At 45.7% G+C, this 20,616-nt stretch carries 18 protein-coding genes, 1 tRNA gene and 2 pseudogenes; 11 read left to right on the top strand and 10 right to left on the bottom strand.

The window, feature by feature from the left end; all coding sequences use genetic code 11:
- Window positions 1–10 precede the first annotated feature (10 nt).
- Complete coding sequence (locus AC4PM4_RS17080) at window positions 11–2,005, top strand: PTS fructose transporter subunit IIABC (RefSeq protein ID WP_491614082.1); 1,995 nt, start codon at window positions 11–13, stop codon at window positions 2,003–2,005.
- Window positions 2,006–2,202: 197 nt separating this feature from the next.
- On the top strand, window positions 2,203–2,988 hold the full coding sequence (locus tag AC4PM4_RS17075; RefSeq protein WP_090805015.1) for a class I SAM-dependent methyltransferase: 786 nt from the start codon (window positions 2,203–2,205) through the stop codon (window positions 2,986–2,988).
- Window positions 2,989–3,095: 107 nt separating this feature from the next.
- Here AC4PM4_RS17075 and AC4PM4_RS17070 read toward each other — a convergent pair whose 3' ends face one another.
- On the bottom strand, window positions 3,096–4,235 hold the full coding sequence (locus AC4PM4_RS17070; protein WP_072732279.1) for a zinc-dependent alcohol dehydrogenase: 1,140 nt from the start codon (window positions 4,233–4,235) through the stop codon (window positions 3,096–3,098).
- Window positions 4,236–4,263: 28 nt separating this feature from the next.
- Entirely contained in the window at window positions 4,264–5,427 is a 1,164-nt protein-coding gene (locus AC4PM4_RS17065) for an oxalate decarboxylase family bicupin (RefSeq protein ID WP_063564919.1), read from the bottom strand.
- Window positions 5,428–5,586: 159 nt separating this feature from the next.
- Between AC4PM4_RS17065 and AC4PM4_RS17060 the strand changes: the two genes are divergently transcribed.
- Complete coding sequence (locus AC4PM4_RS17060; protein ID WP_095206068.1) at window positions 5,587–6,981, top strand: DUF1254 domain-containing protein; 1,395 nt, start codon at window positions 5,587–5,589, stop codon at window positions 6,979–6,981.
- A 97-nt stretch (window positions 6,982–7,078) separates the two neighbouring features.
- Here AC4PM4_RS17060 and AC4PM4_RS17055 read toward each other — a convergent pair whose 3' ends face one another.
- The gene (locus tag AC4PM4_RS17055) at window positions 7,079–7,963 is read right to left on the bottom strand and encodes an SDR family NAD(P)-dependent oxidoreductase (protein ID WP_063564918.1); all 885 of its coding nucleotides are present in this window, start codon (window positions 7,961–7,963) and stop codon (window positions 7,079–7,081) included.
- 205 nt (window positions 7,964–8,168) lie between these two features.
- On the opposite strand from AC4PM4_RS17055, the gene AC4PM4_RS17050 reads away from it, so the two are divergent.
- The gene (locus tag AC4PM4_RS17050) at window positions 8,169–8,606 is read left to right on the top strand and encodes a MerR family transcriptional regulator (RefSeq protein ID WP_491614081.1); all 438 of its coding nucleotides are present in this window, start codon (window positions 8,169–8,171) and stop codon (window positions 8,604–8,606) included.
- Between the two features lie 61 nt (window positions 8,607–8,667).
- On the opposite strand, the pseudogene AC4PM4_RS17045 reads toward AC4PM4_RS17050, so the two are convergent.
- Window positions 8,668–9,081: pseudogene (locus tag AC4PM4_RS17045) on the bottom strand (helix-turn-helix domain-containing protein); the annotation flags it as partial.
- Between the two features lie 62 nt (window positions 9,082–9,143).
- Here AC4PM4_RS17045 and AC4PM4_RS17040 point away from each other — a divergent pair.
- The 3 genes from AC4PM4_RS17040 to AC4PM4_RS17030 all read left to right on the top strand — a co-directional run bounded on the left by AC4PM4_RS17040 (window position 9,144) and on the right by AC4PM4_RS17030 (window position 12,697).
- Window positions 9,144–10,046 carry a LysR family transcriptional regulator gene (locus AC4PM4_RS17040; RefSeq protein ID WP_053783582.1) on the top strand — a complete coding sequence of 301 codons (903 nt, stop codon included), beginning with the start codon at window positions 9,144–9,146 and terminating at the stop codon, window positions 10,044–10,046.
- A gap of 104 nt (window positions 10,047–10,150) precedes the next feature.
- Window positions 10,151–10,900, top strand: a complete 750-nt coding sequence (locus tag AC4PM4_RS17035; protein WP_491614080.1) for a spermidine synthase — start codon at window positions 10,151–10,153, stop codon at window positions 10,898–10,900.
- Between the two features lie 180 nt (window positions 10,901–11,080).
- Window positions 11,081–12,697 (top strand): sensor domain-containing diguanylate cyclase, encoded by a 1,617-nt coding sequence (locus tag AC4PM4_RS17030; RefSeq protein ID WP_063564913.1) that lies wholly within the window; start codon window positions 11,081–11,083, stop codon window positions 12,695–12,697.
- 77 nt (window positions 12,698–12,774) lie between these two features.
- On the opposite strand, the gene AC4PM4_RS17025 is transcribed toward AC4PM4_RS17030, so the two are convergent.
- The 4 genes from AC4PM4_RS17025 to AC4PM4_RS17010 all read right to left on the bottom strand — a co-directional run bounded on the left by AC4PM4_RS17025 (window position 12,775) and on the right by AC4PM4_RS17010 (window position 16,015).
- On the bottom strand, window positions 12,775–13,134 hold the full coding sequence (locus AC4PM4_RS17025; RefSeq protein WP_063564912.1) for a winged helix-turn-helix transcriptional regulator: 360 nt from the start codon (window positions 13,132–13,134) through the stop codon (window positions 12,775–12,777).
- A 207-nt stretch (window positions 13,135–13,341) separates the two neighbouring features.
- The gene (locus AC4PM4_RS17020; protein ID WP_063564911.1) at window positions 13,342–13,737 is read right to left on the bottom strand and encodes a DoxX family protein; all 396 of its coding nucleotides are present in this window, start codon (window positions 13,735–13,737) and stop codon (window positions 13,342–13,344) included.
- A gap of 57 nt (window positions 13,738–13,794) precedes the next feature.
- Entirely contained in the window at window positions 13,795–14,787 is a 993-nt protein-coding gene (locus AC4PM4_RS17015; RefSeq protein ID WP_090805049.1) for a Gfo/Idh/MocA family protein, read from the bottom strand.
- Window positions 14,788–14,827: 40 nt separating this feature from the next.
- The gene (locus AC4PM4_RS17010; RefSeq protein ID WP_491614079.1) at window positions 14,828–16,015 is read right to left on the bottom strand and encodes an adenosylhomocysteinase; all 1,188 of its coding nucleotides are present in this window, start codon (window positions 16,013–16,015) and stop codon (window positions 14,828–14,830) included.
- 234 nt (window positions 16,016–16,249) lie between these two features.
- Here AC4PM4_RS17010 and AC4PM4_RS17005 point away from each other — a divergent pair.
- Window positions 16,250–16,333 (top strand) — tRNA-Leu (locus tag AC4PM4_RS17005).
- A gap of 60 nt (window positions 16,334–16,393) precedes the next feature.
- On the opposite strand, the gene AC4PM4_RS17000 is transcribed toward AC4PM4_RS17005, so the two are convergent.
- A complete protein-coding gene (locus AC4PM4_RS17000; protein ID WP_063564909.1) occupies window positions 16,394–16,573 on the bottom strand; it encodes a hypothetical protein in 180 nt (59 codons plus the stop codon).
- 159 nt (window positions 16,574–16,732) lie between these two features.
- On the opposite strand from AC4PM4_RS17000, the gene AC4PM4_RS16995 reads away from it, so the two are divergent.
- Window positions 16,733–17,887 carry a sn-glycerol-1-phosphate dehydrogenase gene (locus AC4PM4_RS16995; RefSeq protein WP_491614078.1) on the top strand — a complete coding sequence of 385 codons (1,155 nt, stop codon included), beginning with the start codon at window positions 16,733–16,735 and terminating at the stop codon, window positions 17,885–17,887.
- A 675-nt stretch (window positions 17,888–18,562) separates the two neighbouring features.
- Here AC4PM4_RS16995 and AC4PM4_RS16990 read toward each other — a convergent pair.
- Window positions 18,563–19,159 carry a helix-turn-helix domain-containing protein gene (locus AC4PM4_RS16990; RefSeq protein WP_024629188.1) on the bottom strand — a complete coding sequence of 199 codons (597 nt, stop codon included), beginning with the start codon at window positions 19,157–19,159 and terminating at the stop codon, window positions 18,563–18,565.
- A gap of 439 nt (window positions 19,160–19,598) precedes the next feature.
- Here AC4PM4_RS16990 and AC4PM4_RS16985 point away from each other — a divergent pair.
- Together AC4PM4_RS16985 and AC4PM4_RS16980 are read left to right on the top strand one after the other, a co-directional pair.
- Window positions 19,599–19,991, top strand: a pseudogene (locus tag AC4PM4_RS16985) (phage holin family protein); the annotation flags it as partial.
- Between the two features lie 284 nt (window positions 19,992–20,275).
- Window positions 20,276–20,563, top strand: coding sequence for a Dabb family protein (locus AC4PM4_RS16980; protein ID WP_491614077.1), 288 nt, complete (start codon window positions 20,276–20,278; stop codon window positions 20,561–20,563).
- Window positions 20,564–20,616 lie beyond the last annotated feature (53 nt).

The following is a 20,616-nucleotide window of genomic DNA, read 5'->3' as shown; positions in this document are numbered from 1 at the left end:
AGTGTACCAAATGAGAATAACAGACCTGATGATCCAGGAAACGATGATCATGGACCTGCAAGCCACGACGAAAGAAGAGGCTATTGATGAACTCATTGCAAGTTTAAACCGTAGCGGACGTATTAATGATACGGTTCTGTTTAAGGAAATGATTTATAAACGCGAAGCGGAATCCAGCACGGGGATTGGTGGTGGTATTGCCATGCCTCATGCCAAAACAACAGCAGTAAATGAACCAACAGTTGTATTTGCCAAGAGTCGGAAAGGACTTGATTTTGAAGCGCTTGATGATGAACCGGCTCATATATTCTTCATGATTGCAGCTCCAGAGGGGGCGGCCAATACACATCTTCGTACACTTGCGGCTCTTTCCAGGCTGTTGATTGATAGCGATTTCATCTCGCAGCTAATGAGCACGGACACTCCTGAAGAAGTGACTGCATTATTCGATGCCAAACAGGCGGAAGAAGGGGAGAAAAAAGCTGCCAAAGAAAAAGCCGAAGCGGAGAAAGCAGCAAATGTTGCAAATGGGACAAACGCTGTATCTGGCGCGGGCAACGCGAATGGACAGAAGCAGAATACATCAGGCCTTATTGTTGGTGATGCGGCATCTGAAGATTTTGTCGTTGCAGTAACCGCTTGCCCAACAGGTATTGCTCACACGTTCATGGCTGAAGACGCTCTCAAAAAGAAAGCACAGGAAATGGGCATTAATATCCGAGTAGAGACCAACGGTTCCGAAGGAGCACAGAACGTACTGACAGCTGATGAAATCGCTCGTGCCAAAGGGGTTATCATTGCGGCAGATAAAAATGTGGAAATGGCCCGCTTTGATGGCAAACCGGTATTACAAAGACCCGTAAGCGATGGTATTCGCAAATCGGAAGAACTGATTCGCAAAGCAGTTAACGGGGACGCTCCGATCTACCGAAGCCAAGGCGGCAACGGTGGGAAGGGTGAAGGAGAAAGCCAAGGCAAATTGAGTATGGGCAGCAAGATTTATAAAGATTTAATGAACGGGATCTCGCATATGCTTCCATTTGTTGTAGGTGGCGGGATTTTGCTCGCCATATCCTTCTTGTTTGAACAAATTGCGAGTCCGGACAATCCTATTGTGCAATTGTTGCAGACCATTGGTGGCGGGACCGGAGCGTTCCACTTCCTGATTCCTGTCCTAGCCGGTTTTATTGCGATGAGTATTGGTGATCGTCCGGCCCTGATGCCTGGTATGGTCGGTGGATTGATGGCTGTGAATTCGAACGCCGGTTTCCTTGGTGGTCTGGCTGCCGGTTTCCTGGCAGGTTACGTTGTAATTGGTCTGCGCAAACTATTTAAAGGACTGCCTAAAGCAATTGACGGATTGAAACCAATCCTGCTCTATCCTGTGTTCGGATTGCTTATCGTTGGTGCAATAAGTTTCTATGTCTTTGATCCAATCTTCGGTTCCCTTAACACATGGCTTGTAGATGCACTTGGAAACCTGGGTACCGGAAATGCTGTATTGCTTGGCTTGCTGCTTGGCGGCATGATGTCCATCGATATGGGTGGACCGTTTAACAAAGCGGCTTATACATTTGCTATCGGTGTATTCACATCCAGCGGAAATACAGATGGTGCTTGGATGGCAGCTGTTATGGCAGGCGGTATGGTACCGCCGCTGGCGATTGCACTCGCTACAACGTTCTTCAAATCCAAATTTACGGAGCAAGAACGCAAATCAGGTTTGACGAATTATGTGCTCGGATTTTCCTTCATCACAGAAGGTGCCATTCCATTTGCTGCGGCTGACCCGCTACGTGTTCTGACATCCTGTATTCTCGGTTCTGCTGTTGCAGGTGGACTGACTCAACTGTGGAGCATTAACGTACCTGCTCCGCATGGCGGAATCTTCGTTGCGGCACTGGCGAATCACGCATTACTCTTCCTGCTTGCTGTAGCAATCGGTGCAGTAATCTCCGGTCTGATTCTCGGACTGTGGAAAAAATCGCCGACCGTTGTGAAATAAGTCAAAGGGTAAAGTTTCCCTAAAAGTTATAAACAATCTCTATCTCATAGATTATTTAAAATAAGATGGCATCTCCTCAGTGAAATTCACTGGGGAGATGCTTTTTTATTTCGCTGCAGGTCATTCTGTGATAAGATAAATAATATCTAATTAATGAAACAACGTTTCATCTAATGAAACTATAAGGAGGGAACAGCATGTCTAATGATCAGATTAAAGGACAGGTACGCAAACAATTTGCGAAAAATGCGGAGAAATATGTGACTAGTGCCGGTCATGCCAAAGGGGATGATCTGGCATTGCTTGTGGCTTCATCTCAAGCAAGCTTGGATATGAAGGTGCTGGATATTGCCACTGGCGGAGGACATGTTGCCAATGCATTAGCTCCGCTTGTGGAGCAGGTTATCGCATTGGATTTAACGGATGAGATGTTACAAGTGGCTGAACATTTTATCCGGGGAAATGGGCACCAGAATGTGGATTTTGTTGCAGGAGATGCTGAACACGTCCCTTTCGAGGATGATTTCTTTGACCTTGTGACCTGTCGCATTGCTGCACACCATTTTCCAGACGTATCTTCCTTTGTATCCGAGGCGCTTCGAGTAATGAAACCTGGTGGCAGACTGTTATTAATTGATAATGTGGCACCTGAACGTGATGAGAATGACCAATTTTACAATGAAATCGAGAAGTGGCGTGATGGAAGTCATGTTCGGGCATGGCGTAAGACGGAATGGATACGGATGTTGGAGCTTGCCGGATTTCGAATGGAAACGATGGTTTCCTTTGAGAAACACTTTATATTTGAAGACTGGTGCAACAGGGCTGGACTTCCGGAGCCGGAAAGTAGAGAGCTTGAAGCAAGCATGCTGAGCGCGCCATCTGTAATTAAGAAGTATTTCAATTTTGAAGTGGCACAGCCTGGCAGACTCGTCAGCTTCAAAGGAGAGAGTGTATATATTCAGGCGGTAAAAGGAAAATAAGGTTTCGCCATCATTAATTAATTCGTTTAAGTGGGCAAAAGCAAAATCAAAAAAAGGCAGAGGGCCCGCATAAGGGACATCTGCCTTTTTAGATCGTCGTCACATAATCAAGGTTTCAGTATAACTTTGGTACACTCGTCTTCGTGTTCGTAGAAAATCCGGTAAGCTTCCTTCGCATTCTCCAGCGCAATGCGGTGAGAGATGATCTCGGTAGGGTCGAATTCGCCAGCCGTGATTTTGCGGAAAAGCTCCGGCATATAGTGAATAACAGGGGCTTGTCCCATTCTCAGGTTGATGTTTCGTTCAAACAGATTGCCTAGGGGGAACATGTTATAGGTCGAGCCATAAACACCCGTCAGTTGCATCGTCCCGAATTTGCGCACAGCCTTGATACCGATCTCAATTGCACTTAATGTACCGCCTTGAATTTTCAGCTTCTGTCCAATTTCCTCCAAAGTGGATTTCTTGCCATCCATGCCTACACAGTCGATGACAACATCCGCTCCGCCTTGGGTTATTTCGCGAATATGTTCACCCATATCATCGTAATCTTCAAAATTAAATACTTCGGAATTATTCATTCGTTTGGCTTTGTCCAGTCGATACGGAAGACGATCCACAGCAATGACTCGCTTGGCACCTTTCATCCAGGCGAATTTTTGTGCCATCAGGCCAATGGGCCCGCTGCCGAGCACAGTTACAGTGTCTCCCGGCTTCACCCCAGCGTTCTCAACACTCCAGTACGCAGTAGGGAGCACATCGGACAGGAATAACAGGGCTTCATCCTCGAGCTCACATGATTCGGGAATCACAAAAGGCATGAAATTCCCATAAGGAACACGCAAAAATTCAGCCTGACCGCCCGGATAATTTCCGTATCGTTCCGTGAAGCCAAAATAACCTCCGGTATGAACCTCCGGATTGCGGTTTGAGTTATCGCACTGGCTCTCCATGTCGTGATTGCAATAAAAGCATTCGCCGCAGGAGATGTTAAAAGGCAACACCACACGATCTCCTTTTTTTACTCGCGTCACTTCAGGTCCCACTTCCTCAACAATGCCCATCGGCTCATGGCCGATGACATAATCCTTCTGGGCTGGCAGAGCTCCCTGATATATATGAAGATCTGACCCACATATGGCTGTAGAAGTAATACGCACGATGATGTCATCCTTTTGCTGCAATCGAGGATCTTCTACCTCTTTTACTTGAATATCCTTGGTTCCTTGAAAAGTAACAGCTTTCATCTTCATATTCCTCCTAGATGTATTCCTATTAAACAACAGGCCACTTTTCTTTACGCAATGAATGGAGCAGTTCGGGGGAAGCGTTCAGGTTGTCATGCACTAGCTCTTCCGGGGTTAATGCCATCCATTGATTCAGGGAGATATCCTCAAAGCGGTCACTTCTAAACATCTCCAAAAACCATAACGTATCGGTGCCCGTATTCTGAATATAATGCCCCATGGCTACAGGAACGTATCCAACATCTCCAGCCCGATAGTCGAATGTGCGTGCAAGGCCATTCCCTCCAAAAACCGTCATTCTTCCTTGCCCGGTCAAATAGTATTGCCATTCATCCGCATTGGGATGCCAGTGAAGTTCGCGCATACCTCCAGGCTTGATTTCCACGAGTGCTGCGGCAACGGTTGTTGAGATCGGAAAGTTGGTGGAGTCCACAATGCGCACACTGCCTCCCGGTGTAACGATCGGTTTCTGGGCTAACAGCCGATGTTTGAAGGAGAGCGGAACCGTGCCATAGGGGGACTGCACTTCCTGGCTTGAGAGGGAACCAGGGACCTGATCCTGAAAAATGTAAACCTGTTCTGTTGGCATGGATTGGAACGCGGATTCGGGTATGCCAAAATTGACGGACAACACTTCCGGTGGCGTATGCGCAAACCAATCAGAGATGGATAATGTATTCAGATCGGAGAAGGACCCATCATCAAATACAAGCAAAAACTCACATCCATCGGCCAAGCCCTGAATGGAATGGGGCAGACCTTTTGGGAAAAACCACAGATCTCCCGCCCCCACATCTGCAATAAAATTACGACCTTGCTGATCCACGGACGTAATTCGTGCCGTACCCCAGATCATATACGCCCATTCCGATTGCTGATGCCAGTGCAACTCCCGTACACCTCCAGGTGTAAGGCTCATATTCACACCAGCTAGTGTCGTAGCGATGGGCAAATCCCGTACCGTAATTTCGCGGGACCAGCCGCCATGGTTCAACTGCATATGTGTATCGGAAAAAGACATTCTCAGGTTGGGTAATAAGCCGTTGTCGGTTACCGGAGGTACCAGCATATCCGGATTTTGTAGATCTCTCATCACATCCCGAGGCCCCAGATCCGGACCTCCGGCACCGTCTTTTCGTATCGGCTGCGGTATAATTAATGGCTTGCCATTGTTGTTGTTTTCATTTTTCATATGCAGATTCCTCCAGTTCATCACTTCGTCACTTCATCCATGACAGATGTCGGTATAGTGAAGATTATGAACCAGAGCCTGGCAATTATGAGGGACGGGAATAATCTGCGTTGGCGAAGTGGAAAATAACGTGAAAATTCACGATAGGTGGTGAGAGGAATGCGTAAACGTTTCAGGTTATTGCTTTACATCTGTTTCATTGTTGGGACTGTCGCTTCTTCAATCGCTGCGATGCCACTGGAGGTTCTGGCCAGTCCGGATGACATAAGGAAAGACAATGTAGCTTCTTCACAGGAACAGTTGGCTTATTCGCTTGGGGTTCAGGCTTACATATATGGCTATCCGCTGGTAGTTATGGAACAAACGAGACAGATGGCTCTGAAAACAAGGGCTCCACTCAATCAGTTTTATTACTCCAGCATGCTGGCTTCTCAGCAATATCACGATATTGTAACTCCTAATAGCAATACGCTTTATTTTAGCGCCTGGCTGGATCTCTCCAAAGGTCCGGTGGTCCTGAACGTTCCGGCTAATAAGGATGACCGTTATTACACCGTCCAAATGATTGATGCGTATACCAATACGTTCAGGAATGTGTCCAATCGTACGACAGAAAACAAGGCAGGGCAGTTCACCATCGTTGGACCGGGTAGAAGCAGTGATATCAACAAAGCGTCCATCCATGCCCCAACGCCAATCGTTTGGCTGCTCGGACGTGTGCAAGTGAATGGTAAAGAGGATCTGAACCGTGCAGTTGCTTTCGAGAAACAATTCACCCTGTCAACGCCAACCAGTAATCCTTCCAGTGGTATAACAGACGGTTCGTCTTCGAATCAGATGTCTTCCATGAAGAACGACCCGTTTGCTTTCTATAAAATCATGACGGAACAGATTCGGCAAAATCCTCCGCCCGCCTGTGATGCAGTTCTGCTGGATCAGTTCAAGCTAATCGGCATTGATCCTGCCAAGGGATTTGAATCAGCTGATCTGAATGCTGCCACGAAAGCCGGACTGTTGCGTGCCGCAAAGGATGCGCAACGTATTATTGCAAATTCAGTCAAGTCGATTCCGACCGCCAATGGATGGTATATCGGCCATGATATTGGAACCTATGGTACCCAATTTCTGCTGCGAGCTGTCGTTGCATATTCCGGTTTGGGCGCCAATGTCCCGGAGGAAGAGCTATATGCACGTGCATTTGTAGATCAAAATGGGGAAAAGCTGCATGGCAAGCAACGTTATGTGTTGCATTTTAACAAGAATGATCTTCCGCAGGTGACCGGATTTTGGTCTCTCACCCTGTATGACTCCGATTTTTATCTGGTCGATAATGCCATTGGCAGATATTCGATTGGAGATTTGACGAAAGGTTTGCTGTACAATCCTGATGGTTCACTGGACCTTTATATTCAGCAGTCTGCTCCTGAAGGGAAGGAATCGAATTGGCTTCCTGCACCACCAGGAGACTTCAATTTGGTGCTGAGGATGTTTGCTCCGAAACCATCCATGCTGGAAGGGGAATATGAAGTACCTCCGGTCGCTCGGATACAATAGGAAGCCTGGATAGCATACATGTAAGGAGTAAAATGAATCCAAAGGAACAACAAAAAGACGTGACCGATACGCTCGGTCACGTCTTTTTGAAGAAAGCTCAGACACTTTTTTTGCTTACGGGATCGGTCTTGGAGTCAAGCTGCAAAAATTCATGCTCATAAATTTCATGCACTCTGTTCAGAATGGCTGGGCCTTGCTCCGTAAACCGGAGATTAGTGGGTTTGTTTTTCATCAGGAACGTACCGGATGTAAGTTTGGTTTGCGCAATGGCAGCGTTATAAAGCAGAGAAGCTCCGTGACTTGGATGTGGGAAGAACAGCTTCATGATTGGTTTGATATAAAAGGGCAGTCCAGATGTTTTATTACCTCTGAGTGTATTGTTGCCCCCGGGGTCCACACTGAGTAACCGAATTCCTTTAGCCGCAGGGGTAGAAGCAGCTTCGCGTGTCCATAAAGACAGTGCGAGCTTTGAAGTCGCATAAGGACCGAACAGTTTTTTGAACTCGGCTGGATGTTCCAGGATGTCCAGGTTAAACTGTTTAACCATATTGAACGCACTGGTGGATGTATTAATAACGGTTTTCAAGGTGCTTTTGTGAAGAAGATCCTGTAGTTCCATGTAAATGATGTACGGCACCACGGTCTGTAATTCAAAGTGCATTTCATGTCCCTGATCGGACAAACGAAGATCGTAACCGCTGCCCCCGGCATTATTGAACAACACATCGATGGTATCCGTTTCGGATTTAATTTGATTCAGTGCTTTTCTCAGATTATCGTACTGAGTAAGATTAGCTTGAACCCAACGGAGCTGACCGGAGCGCAATCCGTCCTGAATGTCACTGTCTTCCTTCGGAAAAGCGGAACGGTTAAGGCCGATAACTTGCCAGCCTTCCGCTAACAAGGTGCGGGTCAGTTCAAGGCCGATTCCCGAAGTTGATCCTGTAATTAAGGCTGTACGACGTGTATGGTTTGAATTCATATAAATACCTCCTGAGTGAATGGTGTGACAGGGCCAATCTGTCTAATGCGCTCATTCTACAATTTGGAGTCGACTCCAAGTCAAGCGTGCTGTTGGTTTATATTTTAATTCTTTGGATGCGGTATCTATAAACGCATAACAACCTTGACTTGGAGCTGACTCCAAGTTGTAAGATAGAGATCAATGAAGGCGGAGGAGGTCGACGATGATGAATGATACTGAAGTGTTCTCCATTAAAGAGACGTCAGAACAGGCCGGGCTATCGGAAGATACCATTCGTTATTATGAGAAGATTGGACTTCTTCCCCGGGCTGAACGCAAGGCCAATCGCCATCGGGTATACCGTCCGGAGGACATCCAGACAATGAAGCTTATTACTTGTTTGAAAAAAACAGGCATGTCTCTGGAGGAGATGAAGCCTTATCTACAGATGTCGATGGATTCGGACCTTGAAGATTTCCCGGATGAGCGTGAAATGCTGCTGAACCATCGGAAAAAGATTGAAGTCCAGATTTTATCCTTGCAGCAGATCGTCGATTTTATCGATGAGAAGATGGAGAAGCGTAGCATGTTTCCGGATGAGTGCCCGATTACCGGGGAGAATCAGATGTCTGTATTTGAAAAGAAGAACATCTTCTCCTGAGCGCTGCTAGCCAGCGGAACCCAAAAACCACGTCATTATGACGTGGTTTTTTTGCTTATATTTAGCATTCGATATGGAGTATATGGCGAAGGCGTTTGATATCACTTTTGGGAGGAAGACCATACATGCGAGCGTACTCCCCACTGAATTGGGAAGGACTCTCGTACCCAACCTGGAATGCAGCATCGGCTGCATCGGTTGAACCTGTAAGCAGCATTCGCCGTGCCTCCTGCAATCGAATCTGTTTTTGATATTGTAGTGGGCTCATGGCGGTAATGGCTTTGAAATGATAATGCAATGAGGATGTACTCATGTTGATTATGGAAGCCAATTGTTCGATTCGCAGTGGATGGGCGTATTCTGATTGGATCAAATCAATGACTTGAGCGATGTGCTGTGCATGACTGTTCTGAACTGAAAACTGCCTGATGGAATGTCCATGTTCATCCTGAATCAGGCTATATAGAACCTCGCGAGCTCTAGGCTGCAATATGGTATAGTATGATCAAGTAACGCACCAGAGAGGGGAATAATACATTGACGCTGCAACAGCTAAAATATGTGATTGAAGTCGCCACGCGTGGCTCGATGAATGAAGCCGCCAAGCGGCTGTTTATTTCCCAGCCCAGCCTGTCGAATGCCATCCGGGATCTGGAGCAGGAGCTGCGGATTACCATTTTTGAACGCACGAATAAAGGGATAACCTTGTCCAAAGAAGGCGTGGAATTTCTAAGTTATGCACGCCAGGTAGTGGAGCAGGCGGAATTACTGGAGAATCGTTATTTGAACGCGAAGCCGTCTCCGCAACATTTTTCCGTCTCCACACAGCACTATGCGTTTGCAGTAAATGCCTTCGTGAAGCTGGTGCAGCAGTATGGACAGGATGAATATGAACTGGCTCTGCGGGAAACGAAAACGTATGAGATTATCCAGGATGTAAAAAGCCTGCGCAGCGAAATTGGCATACTATATCTGAATGAATTCAATTCCAAGGTAATTAACAAATTGCTTAAGGATGCGGGGCTGGTGTTCAACAGTCTGTTTGTTGCCAAGCCGCATATTTTTATCAGTGTGCAAAATCCGCTGGCGAAGCAGGAATCGGTTGCGATTGAACAGCTTCAGGATTATCCTTACCTGTCCTTTGACCAGGGGGAGTACAACTCCTTCCATTTTTCAGAGGAGATCCTAAGCACGCTTTCTCATCCCAAAAGCATACAGGTTAACGACCGAGCGACGCTGTTTAATCTGCTGATCGGTTTGAACGGATACACCATCTCAACAGGTGTGCTTAGTGCCGACCTGAATGGGAATGAGATTATCCCCGTCCCGCTGGAGTGTGAAGAGACCATTAATGTTGGCTGGATCAGCCATAAGAATGCTTCGCTTTCCAATCTGGGCGTGGAGTATGTCCAGGCTCTGCATGAGGCGATTCAATCCTAAATGGTCATGGGGAAACCGTTTCCGTTCCAGCGGAGTCGGTTTTTTTTTTAGAAACACACTTATACTTATAATCATTGCGTAAAAGAACGAAGGGAGAACGGTCAGTGCGAGTTTTATACCGAAATAAGAGTGAACAGCATGAGTTGACGATATATGATACATCCAAGCTTTATGGAGATAAGGGCCGATTTCGTGTGCTAGAATTCTCCAATGCAGCAGTTCAGGGGGCAATGGATCTGGACGAGCCATCCCGAATGGTACTGGAGTATCCAAGAGCAATGGTTCACTTGATGGAACGAAATAATCCCGATTATGAATCGGTTTTTATAATTGGACACGGCATCGGAACCCTATCAAGCTACTTGTCTAACCGTCAAGTAAAAGTCGCTGAACTCGATGCGGAAGTCATTGAGCTCAGCAGAACTTTCTTTGGATATCGTGGAGATCATGTGCTGGTTGGTGACGGTCGTGAACTATTGGAGCAGGAGGCATCAGGCTCATACCATTATATTATTGTAGATGCTTTTACGGCTGCGGGAACACCTGCACAGTTTACTTCAAGCTCATTTTTCACGATGCTAAAAGACAAATTGCATTCTGGTGGTATCGTATTGCTGAATGTATTTGGGCGTGCGGGCAATGACAGACTGGTGAACGCGATTCATACCACGTTACAGGAACACTTCGCTTATACGCGCTCATTTGCATTGCCAGCTGAAACAACGGATGAAGTCCAAAATCGTATTTTGGTCGGTTGTGACGGACCGATTTCATTTCAAACGCGTCATATGGCTGGGTTTGTAGAACAGCAGCCTGGCGAGGGATATGTTATTGTGGATTCAAATGAATCTTAATCTCAAATACAGTTACAGATGATTTCGAAGAAAAGTGTCATATCATGTTATCAATTGTCATTAAATCGTCAATCTTACTATGTAATTATTCGAACTTCACAAACTATTTATTTCTTCTTAACAACTTTCATATAAGATAGAAGGAATATGCCTTTTCATGAAAAACCGGGGGAAGCAATAATGATCGCAAAGAATAAAACATCCAGATTAAGAAGAAAAGTAAGGGAGATCAAAAAAATCAGCCTTACCGCTCTGTTGAGTGGATTGGTCACCATTGCCGTTTTGATGACATTGACCATTATGTTTATTTCGTCTTATACATCCCAGAAGCAATCGCTGATTGATAATACGCTCTCACTTAATTATTCAAGTGCCGTGCAGATGAGCCAAACACTGGACTCGTTGTTTCAATCCATGCAGGGCAGTTTGAAGTATTCAGCCAACTATTTTCCGGATATAGACTATGCAGACGCCAAAAAACTAGATCCCACACTGGATTTGATTCGAAACAGCAGTAATTATTTCAATTCGGTTTCTCTGATAGATGAATCGGGAATAATCCGGGGTTCATCTCCTTATTTGGAAAAAAGCCTCGGACAGCCTATAACTTCTAATGCAGCGAAAAATGCGTTTAAATCGAGGTCTTCCTATATATCCGAAGCGTATCGTGCGCCTTATTCGGAACGCAGAGTCGTTTTTGTGAGTGAACCGATCTTCAGTCCATCAGGTGAATTCAAAGGTTTAATTAGTGGGAGCATCTATCTACAGGAAAATAACATTTTGAATCTGTCATTTGGCAGCCAACTGAGGACCAGTAATGGCTCTTATTTTTATATTGTGGATGCCAACGGGACGTTGTTGTTTCACCCGGATACGGAAAGAATCGGTGAAAATCTAAGCAAAAATCAAGTGGTGCAGAAATTGCTTAACGACCAGACGGGCAAAGAACAATATAAGAATCTGGCGGGTGTAGATTCACTCGCAGGTTATTATAAGGTCCCGACAACAGATTGGGGAGTTGTCGTTGTATCTCCAACCCAGATGGTATACGATCAGCTGAATCAACATATTCGCATGTTGCTGCTGTACACTTCAATTCCGTTTATCATTCTGACACTTATCGTTATTCGTGTAGCGCGCAAGCTGGCCAGTCCATTTGTTTATCTTGCAGACCTGGTTAACCAGGTGGATCAGGGTAAAGTAGATCTGCCTGTAATGAAGCCACATTGGAACAGGGAAGCGGATTTGTTAACACGAACCGTGCTGACTGCATTGGCGAATTTTCGCAAGCAGAAGGATCAACTTACTTATGATGCCAGAACGGATGTATTAACCGGAATGACCAATCGTAGAACATTTGAAGAAGTCATTCAGCAGTGGATTGATGAAGAAGTTCCGTTCTCCATTGTGGTACTGGATATTGATCGCTTCAAATCCATAAACGATACGTATGGGCATCATGCGGGGGATCAGGTTCTGAAGCATATCGCGAATATCATTAAACTGTCGGTTCGGACGCAGGATATATGTTCCCGGTTTGGCGGGGAGGAGTTTGTTGTGTTATTGCGACATACGGATTCGAAAACAGCGTATCAGATTGCCGAGCATATCCGTGTATCGGTGGAACAAAGTATATTGCCCATTGATCGTTCTGTGACGATTTCGGCAGGCATTGCCGAATATCCACTGCATTCCACAACGGCGACAGAGTTGTTCCATTTGGCGGATAATGCGTTATATCAAGCCAAGGAAGAGGGACGTAATCGGACCATTACCATTCAAACGGTCATAAAATAAGGTTTACTCATCTTTCATTTCGAAATCAAAAGAAGCTAATCCCATCTAAGAGAGGGATAGCTTCTTTTGTCTTTTGTTTAGACATCTTGTGATCTGGCCTGGACTTCATTTGTATACTGTTCTCCCCAGTCTCGCATGCTGTAAATAATCGGCTGGAGCGTTTCTCCAAACGGTGTAAGCGAATATTCCACTTTGGGTGGAACCTGAGGATAGATTTCCCTGTGAACAATTCCGCTGCTTTCCAGCTCTCTTAATTGGAGAGTTAACATCCGCTGAGTAATATCAGGGAATAACTTTCTAATCTCGTTGAATCTTAACGAGCCGGAGAATAGGTGATATAGAATCGCACCTTTCCATTTGCCTCCAATGACGCTCAGCGTGACTTCGACGGAACAGCCATAAGGCGAGGGGCACCCATCGGCCGGGTTTTTTCTCATTATAATTGCACCTCCAGTTCGTGGTGGTTATTTATAGTATCAATTTTAGTACTACAGCACATAAATGTACATATCACTCATCTATGAGCATATCACTTCTCCCTTGGATTATAAACCCCATCCCATACATCTACATGAAGATAAAACAACAAAGAACCCCGGTTTCGTATCACGAAACACCGAGGTTCTCAGGAATGAAAGGCTTGATTAGAATAAAGTGTCCAGGGAGTAAGCTCCTGCACCCGCAAGTGCAACACCGATCAGTGATCCGAGCATAACCAGATTGTACTCGAATCCTCCGTTCAGATTCCAAAGTCCTTTACCTGCATGAACTTTTGCTATGGCAACAACCATAGGGATGATGAGCAAAATGACAGCAAAACCAGTCCACAGACCTGCTCCAAACAGGAATCCGCCGATCAACTCAATAAGGCCTCCACAGACAGCCATAACTCTTGCGGGCCTCAGACCAATCGCCCCGAAAAATTCGGCTGTTCCTGATATGCCTTCTCCACCAAACCAGCCAAACAGTTTCTTGCATGCATGACCCATCATAATGAAACCAATAACAAGTCGAATGATAAGTAATCCGGCGTCTAACATGTGCTTCTTTCCTCTTCTCTAGTTGTATAAAATGATTGGTCTTATATCGTATGAATGTCAGATCAGCGACGCCAGAATGGTATCACATAACGCCATGGTTTCAATATTATCCTTACCACTGGAATGTGGATCAGATTTGTTCTGACAGCATTCCATAAAATGAGCCATCTCCCCTACAAATCCTCGTAAGTAGAGGTCGCGATAAGCGCCTGACATAGGAGAGCCGGAGGGAGTGAAAACAGTATCCTGCTCCTCAAGGGATTTCCAGGGAAGGTTATCCCCTGTACGAGATTGATGAACCGTAAGTGTATTAATCTCATCTGCTAACGCAAATCCGTCGTCAAAGGTGACTAGTACACTTTCGCTTTCGCGTGACCATGCACTCATGCCAACAAAGTAGGCACTGCCCACCACACCATGATCAAATTTCAGGGAAATGCCCTGGTTAATATGTTGTCCGTCCTTAACCGTTGTGCCTGTGACCTGTACGGCTTCCCCGAACAGAAAACGCATCAGATCGACCATATGAATGGCAGCGAGCTTCATGAATTGTTCCTCATCCTTGCAGAATGGTGTGCTATCTACAGCAAATTTCATTTGGAAAGAACGTGCTCTCCCCAATGATCCACCATCAATCAGTTCCTTGAGTTTCATGTAGACCGGTGCATATCGTTTCATGAATCCAACCATAACAACCACACCGGCCTTTTGGGCAGCTTCAGCCACAGCAGCAGCTTCGGCAGCGTTCCATCCGAGGGGTTTATCCACGTATACATTTTTGCCAGCCCGGATGCATTCAAGGGCAAGTGCTGTCTGATCCTCTGGTTGCGCCACAACAACGACGCCGTCACAGTCTTCATTCTGCAGCATCAGCTGAGTATTGTCATAGGCTTTCCCGCTGCTCCCAAAACGAAGGAGAGCCGCCTCGGACCGTTCAATACTGCGAGTGGCGATGGCCTGAATGTCTGCTCCTGCTTCAATAGCAGAAGGATATATATTCGTGGATGCATGGAATCCTGCACCGATAAAACAAAGTTTCGCTTTTTTCATGTGAACCTCTCCTTTAAATGCAGATCACCAATCACACTGATTAGATTTTGTAGCTTAAATGCTTCAGCATCTGTCCGGCAATGGTGTTGTTAACGCTATGAGGAACCGGCTGTGGTCCGAGGGTGAGATGTTGGCGTTGCTGTACAAGATATAGGAGGGAGGCGGCTTGCAGGGACAAGCCTAGATCCATCGTTTCGGCAGGGTTACCGCTGCCACCAGCCAGGTTCAGCATCTCGCCTTGAGTAAGTAGCATGAGTCGACGTCCGTTGGTTAATGTAAATTGTTCGATATCCGCTGTCAGTTGTTCCGTATGCTCCGCCTCCTGACGGAGACTTTCCAGATCCATCTCCCAAGAAAAATGTCCGGCATTGGCGAGGATCGTTCCATCATTCATTTGATTAAAATGTTCCTTCAGAATGGCGTTAGGACGGCCAGTGACAGTAATGTACACTTGGGCAAATGCAAATGTATCCTCCAATCGTGCCACTCTGAACCCATCCAGCGCCGCTTCCAGGCCAGCAATCGGATCGGTTTCAACAACGACGACCTGACTGCCCAGATTTCGCAAATATCTGGCGATGCCTCGTCCACAGGTTCCATAACCTACGATGACGAAACGACGTGTAGGCAGAATCAGGTTTGTAGTACGCATGAAACCTTCAATAATGGTCTGTCCAACACCATGTTCATTTTCCATGATTCTTTTGAGTGGACTATCATTAATAACAATGATGGGGAAAGGAATGTTCTCATCCGTCTCTTCACGCAGAAGATTGGCCCCGGTCGTTGTCTCCTCCGTACAACCAATAAGAGAGTTAGTATCATACTGTTGAATGAAGGTACGCGCCAGATCAGCTCCATTATCCATGAGGAGATGGGGTTGGTGACCAAGTACACTTTGGATATTTTGCAGGTGCTCATTGCGCCTGTCCGCACGTTGACCATATACCGTGATGCCTTCTTCTTGCAGAGCTGCTGCGACGGCGTCTTTGGTTGTACCCGGGCTGCCAGTCAATACAACGTTGGCTCCACCTGCTTGGAGTGTGCGGCATAATACAGCTGTTTTAGGTTCTACATGAATACATATACCGATGGTTAAACCAGCAAAAGGCAGCTCTTTGGCAAAATAGGATTTCAATTCCCCGAGCAGGGGCATGTGCATTTCCGTCCAGTGAATGCTGCGTTTTCCTTCTTCAATACGTTCATGTGTTGTGTTCTTGATCGTCATGCAAAACTCCCCTTTTCTATGCAAGGTATAGCGTGTCCAACAGGACACTTGATCTGCTTAATGTCTACGATAGGGAGTTTGATGGGGTTAAAAAAGGACATATGTCCTATTCATTGCAGCTTGGAAAAAAGGTATTGCAAACTTATTACAGAGCATGTATACTCTTAATTACGGTAAAACAAGCAATTGCTTGACCGGAGTACTTTTCATCCATGATGAGAAGATACATATTATGCGGTCGTGGCGGAATTGGCAGACGCGCACGGTTCAGGTCCGTGTGGGCTAACCCCCGTGGAGGTTCGAGTCCTCTCGACCGCATCGAAGAAAAAAGCTCGCAAAATTGCTCTAAAGGCAATTCGCGAGCTTTTTTTGTTTTTTTTATTTATTGAAAATGAATTGTTGCACACATAGGCCTGCAATCGCTCCAGCAATACCAAAGAGCGCAACACTTGCCATCACCTCATATGCCTGGAAGCGAAACAAAAAGGCGATGCCGCTGCCAAATGTCGTTCCTGCGAGAAATCCGAGAGAAATTCCTATTTCTTTGGTTAATTTCATAGGTTCACCTGCTTGGGAATGGGAGTTTGGGGTTTGCAAATTTTTAATACAGGAAGTAAAGTGTGATCAGGAAAATACTCACATTTTATTTCCTTTTTTCATTTTGTGGTTTTAACCATGTAATTATGCATGATATTTCTTAAGGGAGGTTAAAAACGGATGAATATGAACAAGCGAATTGCCGTATGGAACGAAGAAGCGCAAAATTGTACTTGTGGGCATGATCATCGGTTGGTGCAAATGCAGGTCTATCTGGAGCATGGAGCTATTCAGCGGTTACCTGGCTATTTGTCCGAGCAAGGGTACAGACATGTAACAGTGGTATATGATCGATTTACAGGTCTGGCAGCGGGACACGAGGTGGTAAAGAACATCCGAGAAGCGGGCGTTCATGTGGATGAGATATGCATGCCAGAGAACAAAGCAGGCGACGTGATCGCCGATGAGGGTGGGATTGTGCAGGTACTGCTCGGTGTGAAACAAGAAAGTCAGGCGATCATTGCTGCTGGTTCAGGGACCATTCATGATCTGGTGCGATTTGTTTGCTCCAAAATGAACAAGCCCTTTCTGTCAGTGCCTACAGCAGCTTCGGTTGACGGATTTACCTCAGTGGGTGCACCTCTTATTGTAAGCGGCGTCAAACAGACTTTCCAGGCGGTACCGCCTAAAGCTATTTTTGCGGACATCGATATTTTGGAGCAAGCCCCCCAAGAGATGGATGCAGCCGGATTCGGAGATATGCTTGGTAAATATACATCACTGGCGGACTGGGTGGTTTCCAGGGATCTGGGTGGAGAACCGTTCTGCCCCGTAGCTTATCGCATGACAGAAGAAGCACTAACTTCCTGTGTGGAGCATGTACAAGGGATCGCTGAAGGACGGGCCGATGGTGTGAGTGTATTGATGGATGCGCTGATTGCTTCCGGCATTTCCATGCTAATCATTGATCATTCTCGTCCGGCATCCGGTGGAGAACATCATCTGTCTCATCGGTGGGAGATGGATCTGATGGAGTCAGGGCACAAGCCTGTTTTGCATGGTGCCAAGGTGGGAGTGGCCTGTGCACTGCTTACCATAAAATACAAAGATCTTGCACAAAAATCCGACGAGCCGGTATTCCAGGTATACAATAATCTGCCGGATGCATCTCAGCTTATAGCTTGGCTTGAGCAAGTTGGGGGACCTACAACGACTGAACAACTAGGTGTATCCATGGAGATGGTGGAACATGCTTTCAACACAGCTCATTTGCTTCGTGATCGTTATACGGGACTGAAATATATCAACGAGATTCTAAACATGGGTTCGAAATAAGGATGGGAAAAATAATATGAACAAGTGTTATCTTATGGATTTAGTTGTACGTACAAATTATGAGTAGATCCTGTAATGTACGAGACAAGGTAGTGTTGTTGTTTGCGCTAGAGGTGCTTGTGCTTAATTCGATAGCAACAAATCACATGAATTTTTGAAAAACACGGTCTTACAAGGGATAAGGATAGATCGAACCAAACGTTATACGAGCTGAATTAGAGTTTGAATTAAGCCTACTCCCTTAAGGGACAGGCTTTTTTTATACTTCATATAAAGTGTTGGGTTAAATTGTTCGTACAAATATATTATGAAAATGAAGCTAACCATGAAGTTCTATTTCTTTAAATGATCCATGATTTAATGGACTGGTTGGTTATCATCAATGAGGCACATATGGGTATAAGTCGTCACGCATTTCGACAATGGGATTTTCGCCTCGTTCAGAGAGCACGCTGTACCGGCCCAGGTTAAGGAGTGACTGGGAATGAAGGGAATGATGCATCCAAAGCTGTTTGGAGGGCAGGAGGGCCGCTTATTGCCCCTGAGAGACGATGCTGAGTACACCCGACTGGAGAAATGGTAACCTAATAAAATTTGTACGATGAAAGTGGTATTTTAAAAAGGCTCTGTCTTTCCCAATGGGGAGAGGACAGAGCCTTTTGGTTGTTCGCTAATTTAGTTATTGTGGCGATCTTTCAAGATGACATCTGCGAACAAAATAGTTTTCGGGATGCGGAAAAATTGTTCCGCTTGTTCCTGAAACGCAGCAGAAGGCAGCGTTCCCTGATGCAGCCATTTGCGGAAAGTGCCGGGGTGAACCCCGATCCAGTGGCTGACATCTGTCACCGACAAATCATGGACCATACACAAGCCTGTTAGAATACGGTTGCTAACCGGAGAACGGGTCACCGTACGCTTCATGAAGCGGGAAGGCTCGGGCTGACAAATGACAGGGCTTTTGCGTACCACCTCTTCATTAAAAAGAATGTGGCGCGGGTAGCCGAGCAATTGGCATGCCTTGTCCAAATTGGTACTGCCGGGTATCCGTCCTTCATACACCCACGCGCTGACGCTGCGTGAAGAGATGGATAGATCTTCGGCGAGCTGAGACAACTTGATATCATTGGCCATCAGCACGGCAAGAAGAACACGGTTGCGGATTTGACAGCGTGTCGGTTTTCGGAATCGTTTAACACGGACGCCTTTTCCCAAATATTTACGGTTGATCAGAGACCACGCCTGGATGGAATGTTGTTCTGGTTGATTAGGCATATTTCCTCCGATTTTTTTAACCAAATACTACAATAAGTACGGGGGTACTTTCAAGTGCCGGGTGCACCTGTTTCAAAAGAGTGGATGCGCGAATCCGCTACAAAGGAGGAATTATGAACTAGACCAGACGCAATTCACATCCTAGTATATTCCTAGATTACAATGTTTCACTAAATTTAAGGGATCAAATAGATAATGAATAAAAATAAAATGAGTCTAATTACCTATTAGTGAGACTTTAGTACTTTTATCTATTTTTTGTTGATATGATGCGGTTTATTTCCCTGATTTACCCATAAATATTCGATTCCCGTTAAAGGAACCCATTTCCAATGTGCACAAATCTGAAATTAGAAATCCGCGTGTTCAGCAAGGCATGTGGACTGTCAAAATCTCTTATTCTTACATATCTTGTATGGAGATCAAGTGAGAGGGAGAGGTGAGAAACGTGAGTCCATCCGTAAGTACCTTTGCTGCCATTTCAGGGGCGTTCATGACGTTTGCTTTTGGTGGATGGGATCAGCTGCTTAGCTTGCTGGCGGTTGCAATGGCTGTGGATTATATTACGGGTCTCGCTGCGGCAGTAAGAACGGGTAAAGGATTGAATAGTAATGTTGGATTCTGGGGGCTCGCGCGCAAAGGTCTCATGCTAACAGTTATTCTGCTTGCCCACCGAATTGACATGCTCATGGGAACTGACATCATTAAAGGGGGAGCCATCTACTTTTATCTGGTGAATGAGCTGATATCCATTACCGAAAATTATGCCCGCATTGGGCTTCCATTGCCTGACAAGCTCAGACAGGCTATAGCGGTGCTGAAAAAACAGGAGGGGTTGTCTGACAGGGAGTGGCCTCAACCACAGCCGAACGTGGAGAATAAGGAGACAAAAGAACAAGCAGCAGAAGTCGTACCGGAAAAACAGACAAACCAAAGTGAACAGACGGATAATATGTCTCAGGAGAAATCCAAAGGGAATGAAAGCAGCACCGATTAGATTGTCTTTGAAGAGAACGTTTCCAAGTATCCTTTCGTAATAGAGGACGTTATGATATATTTTGGATACAAGAAAATTCATTCATACTAATTATTATACTTAAATGAGGTGCTTGTCTGATGATTAAACATATTGTTCTGTTTAAAATGAAAGATCGTTCTCCTGAAAGTATCGAAACGGCTGCGAATGTTCTTCGCAATCTGCAAGGGAAAATTGATGTTCTGGTCTCGCTTGAAGTGGGTATCGACGTGCTTCGTTCGGACAGATCTTTTGACATCTCACTTACGGCAGAATTTGCATCACTGGAAGATCTTCAGGCATATCAGGTGCATCCGCTGCATCAAGAAGTCATCAAGTATATGAACGAGGTCAGAGAGCAGTCGATTGCAGTGGACTACGAAATCTAATCTGTTATTCATTCTACTTTGGATAGGGGACTCTGCATGAGCGATTTAAGAGA

The sequence above is a fragment of the Paenibacillus sp. MDV22-iso6 genome (assembly GCF_058408365.1).
Note: the sequence above shows the minus strand (reverse complement) of the source record. Positions and strands in the feature narration are given on the sequence as shown.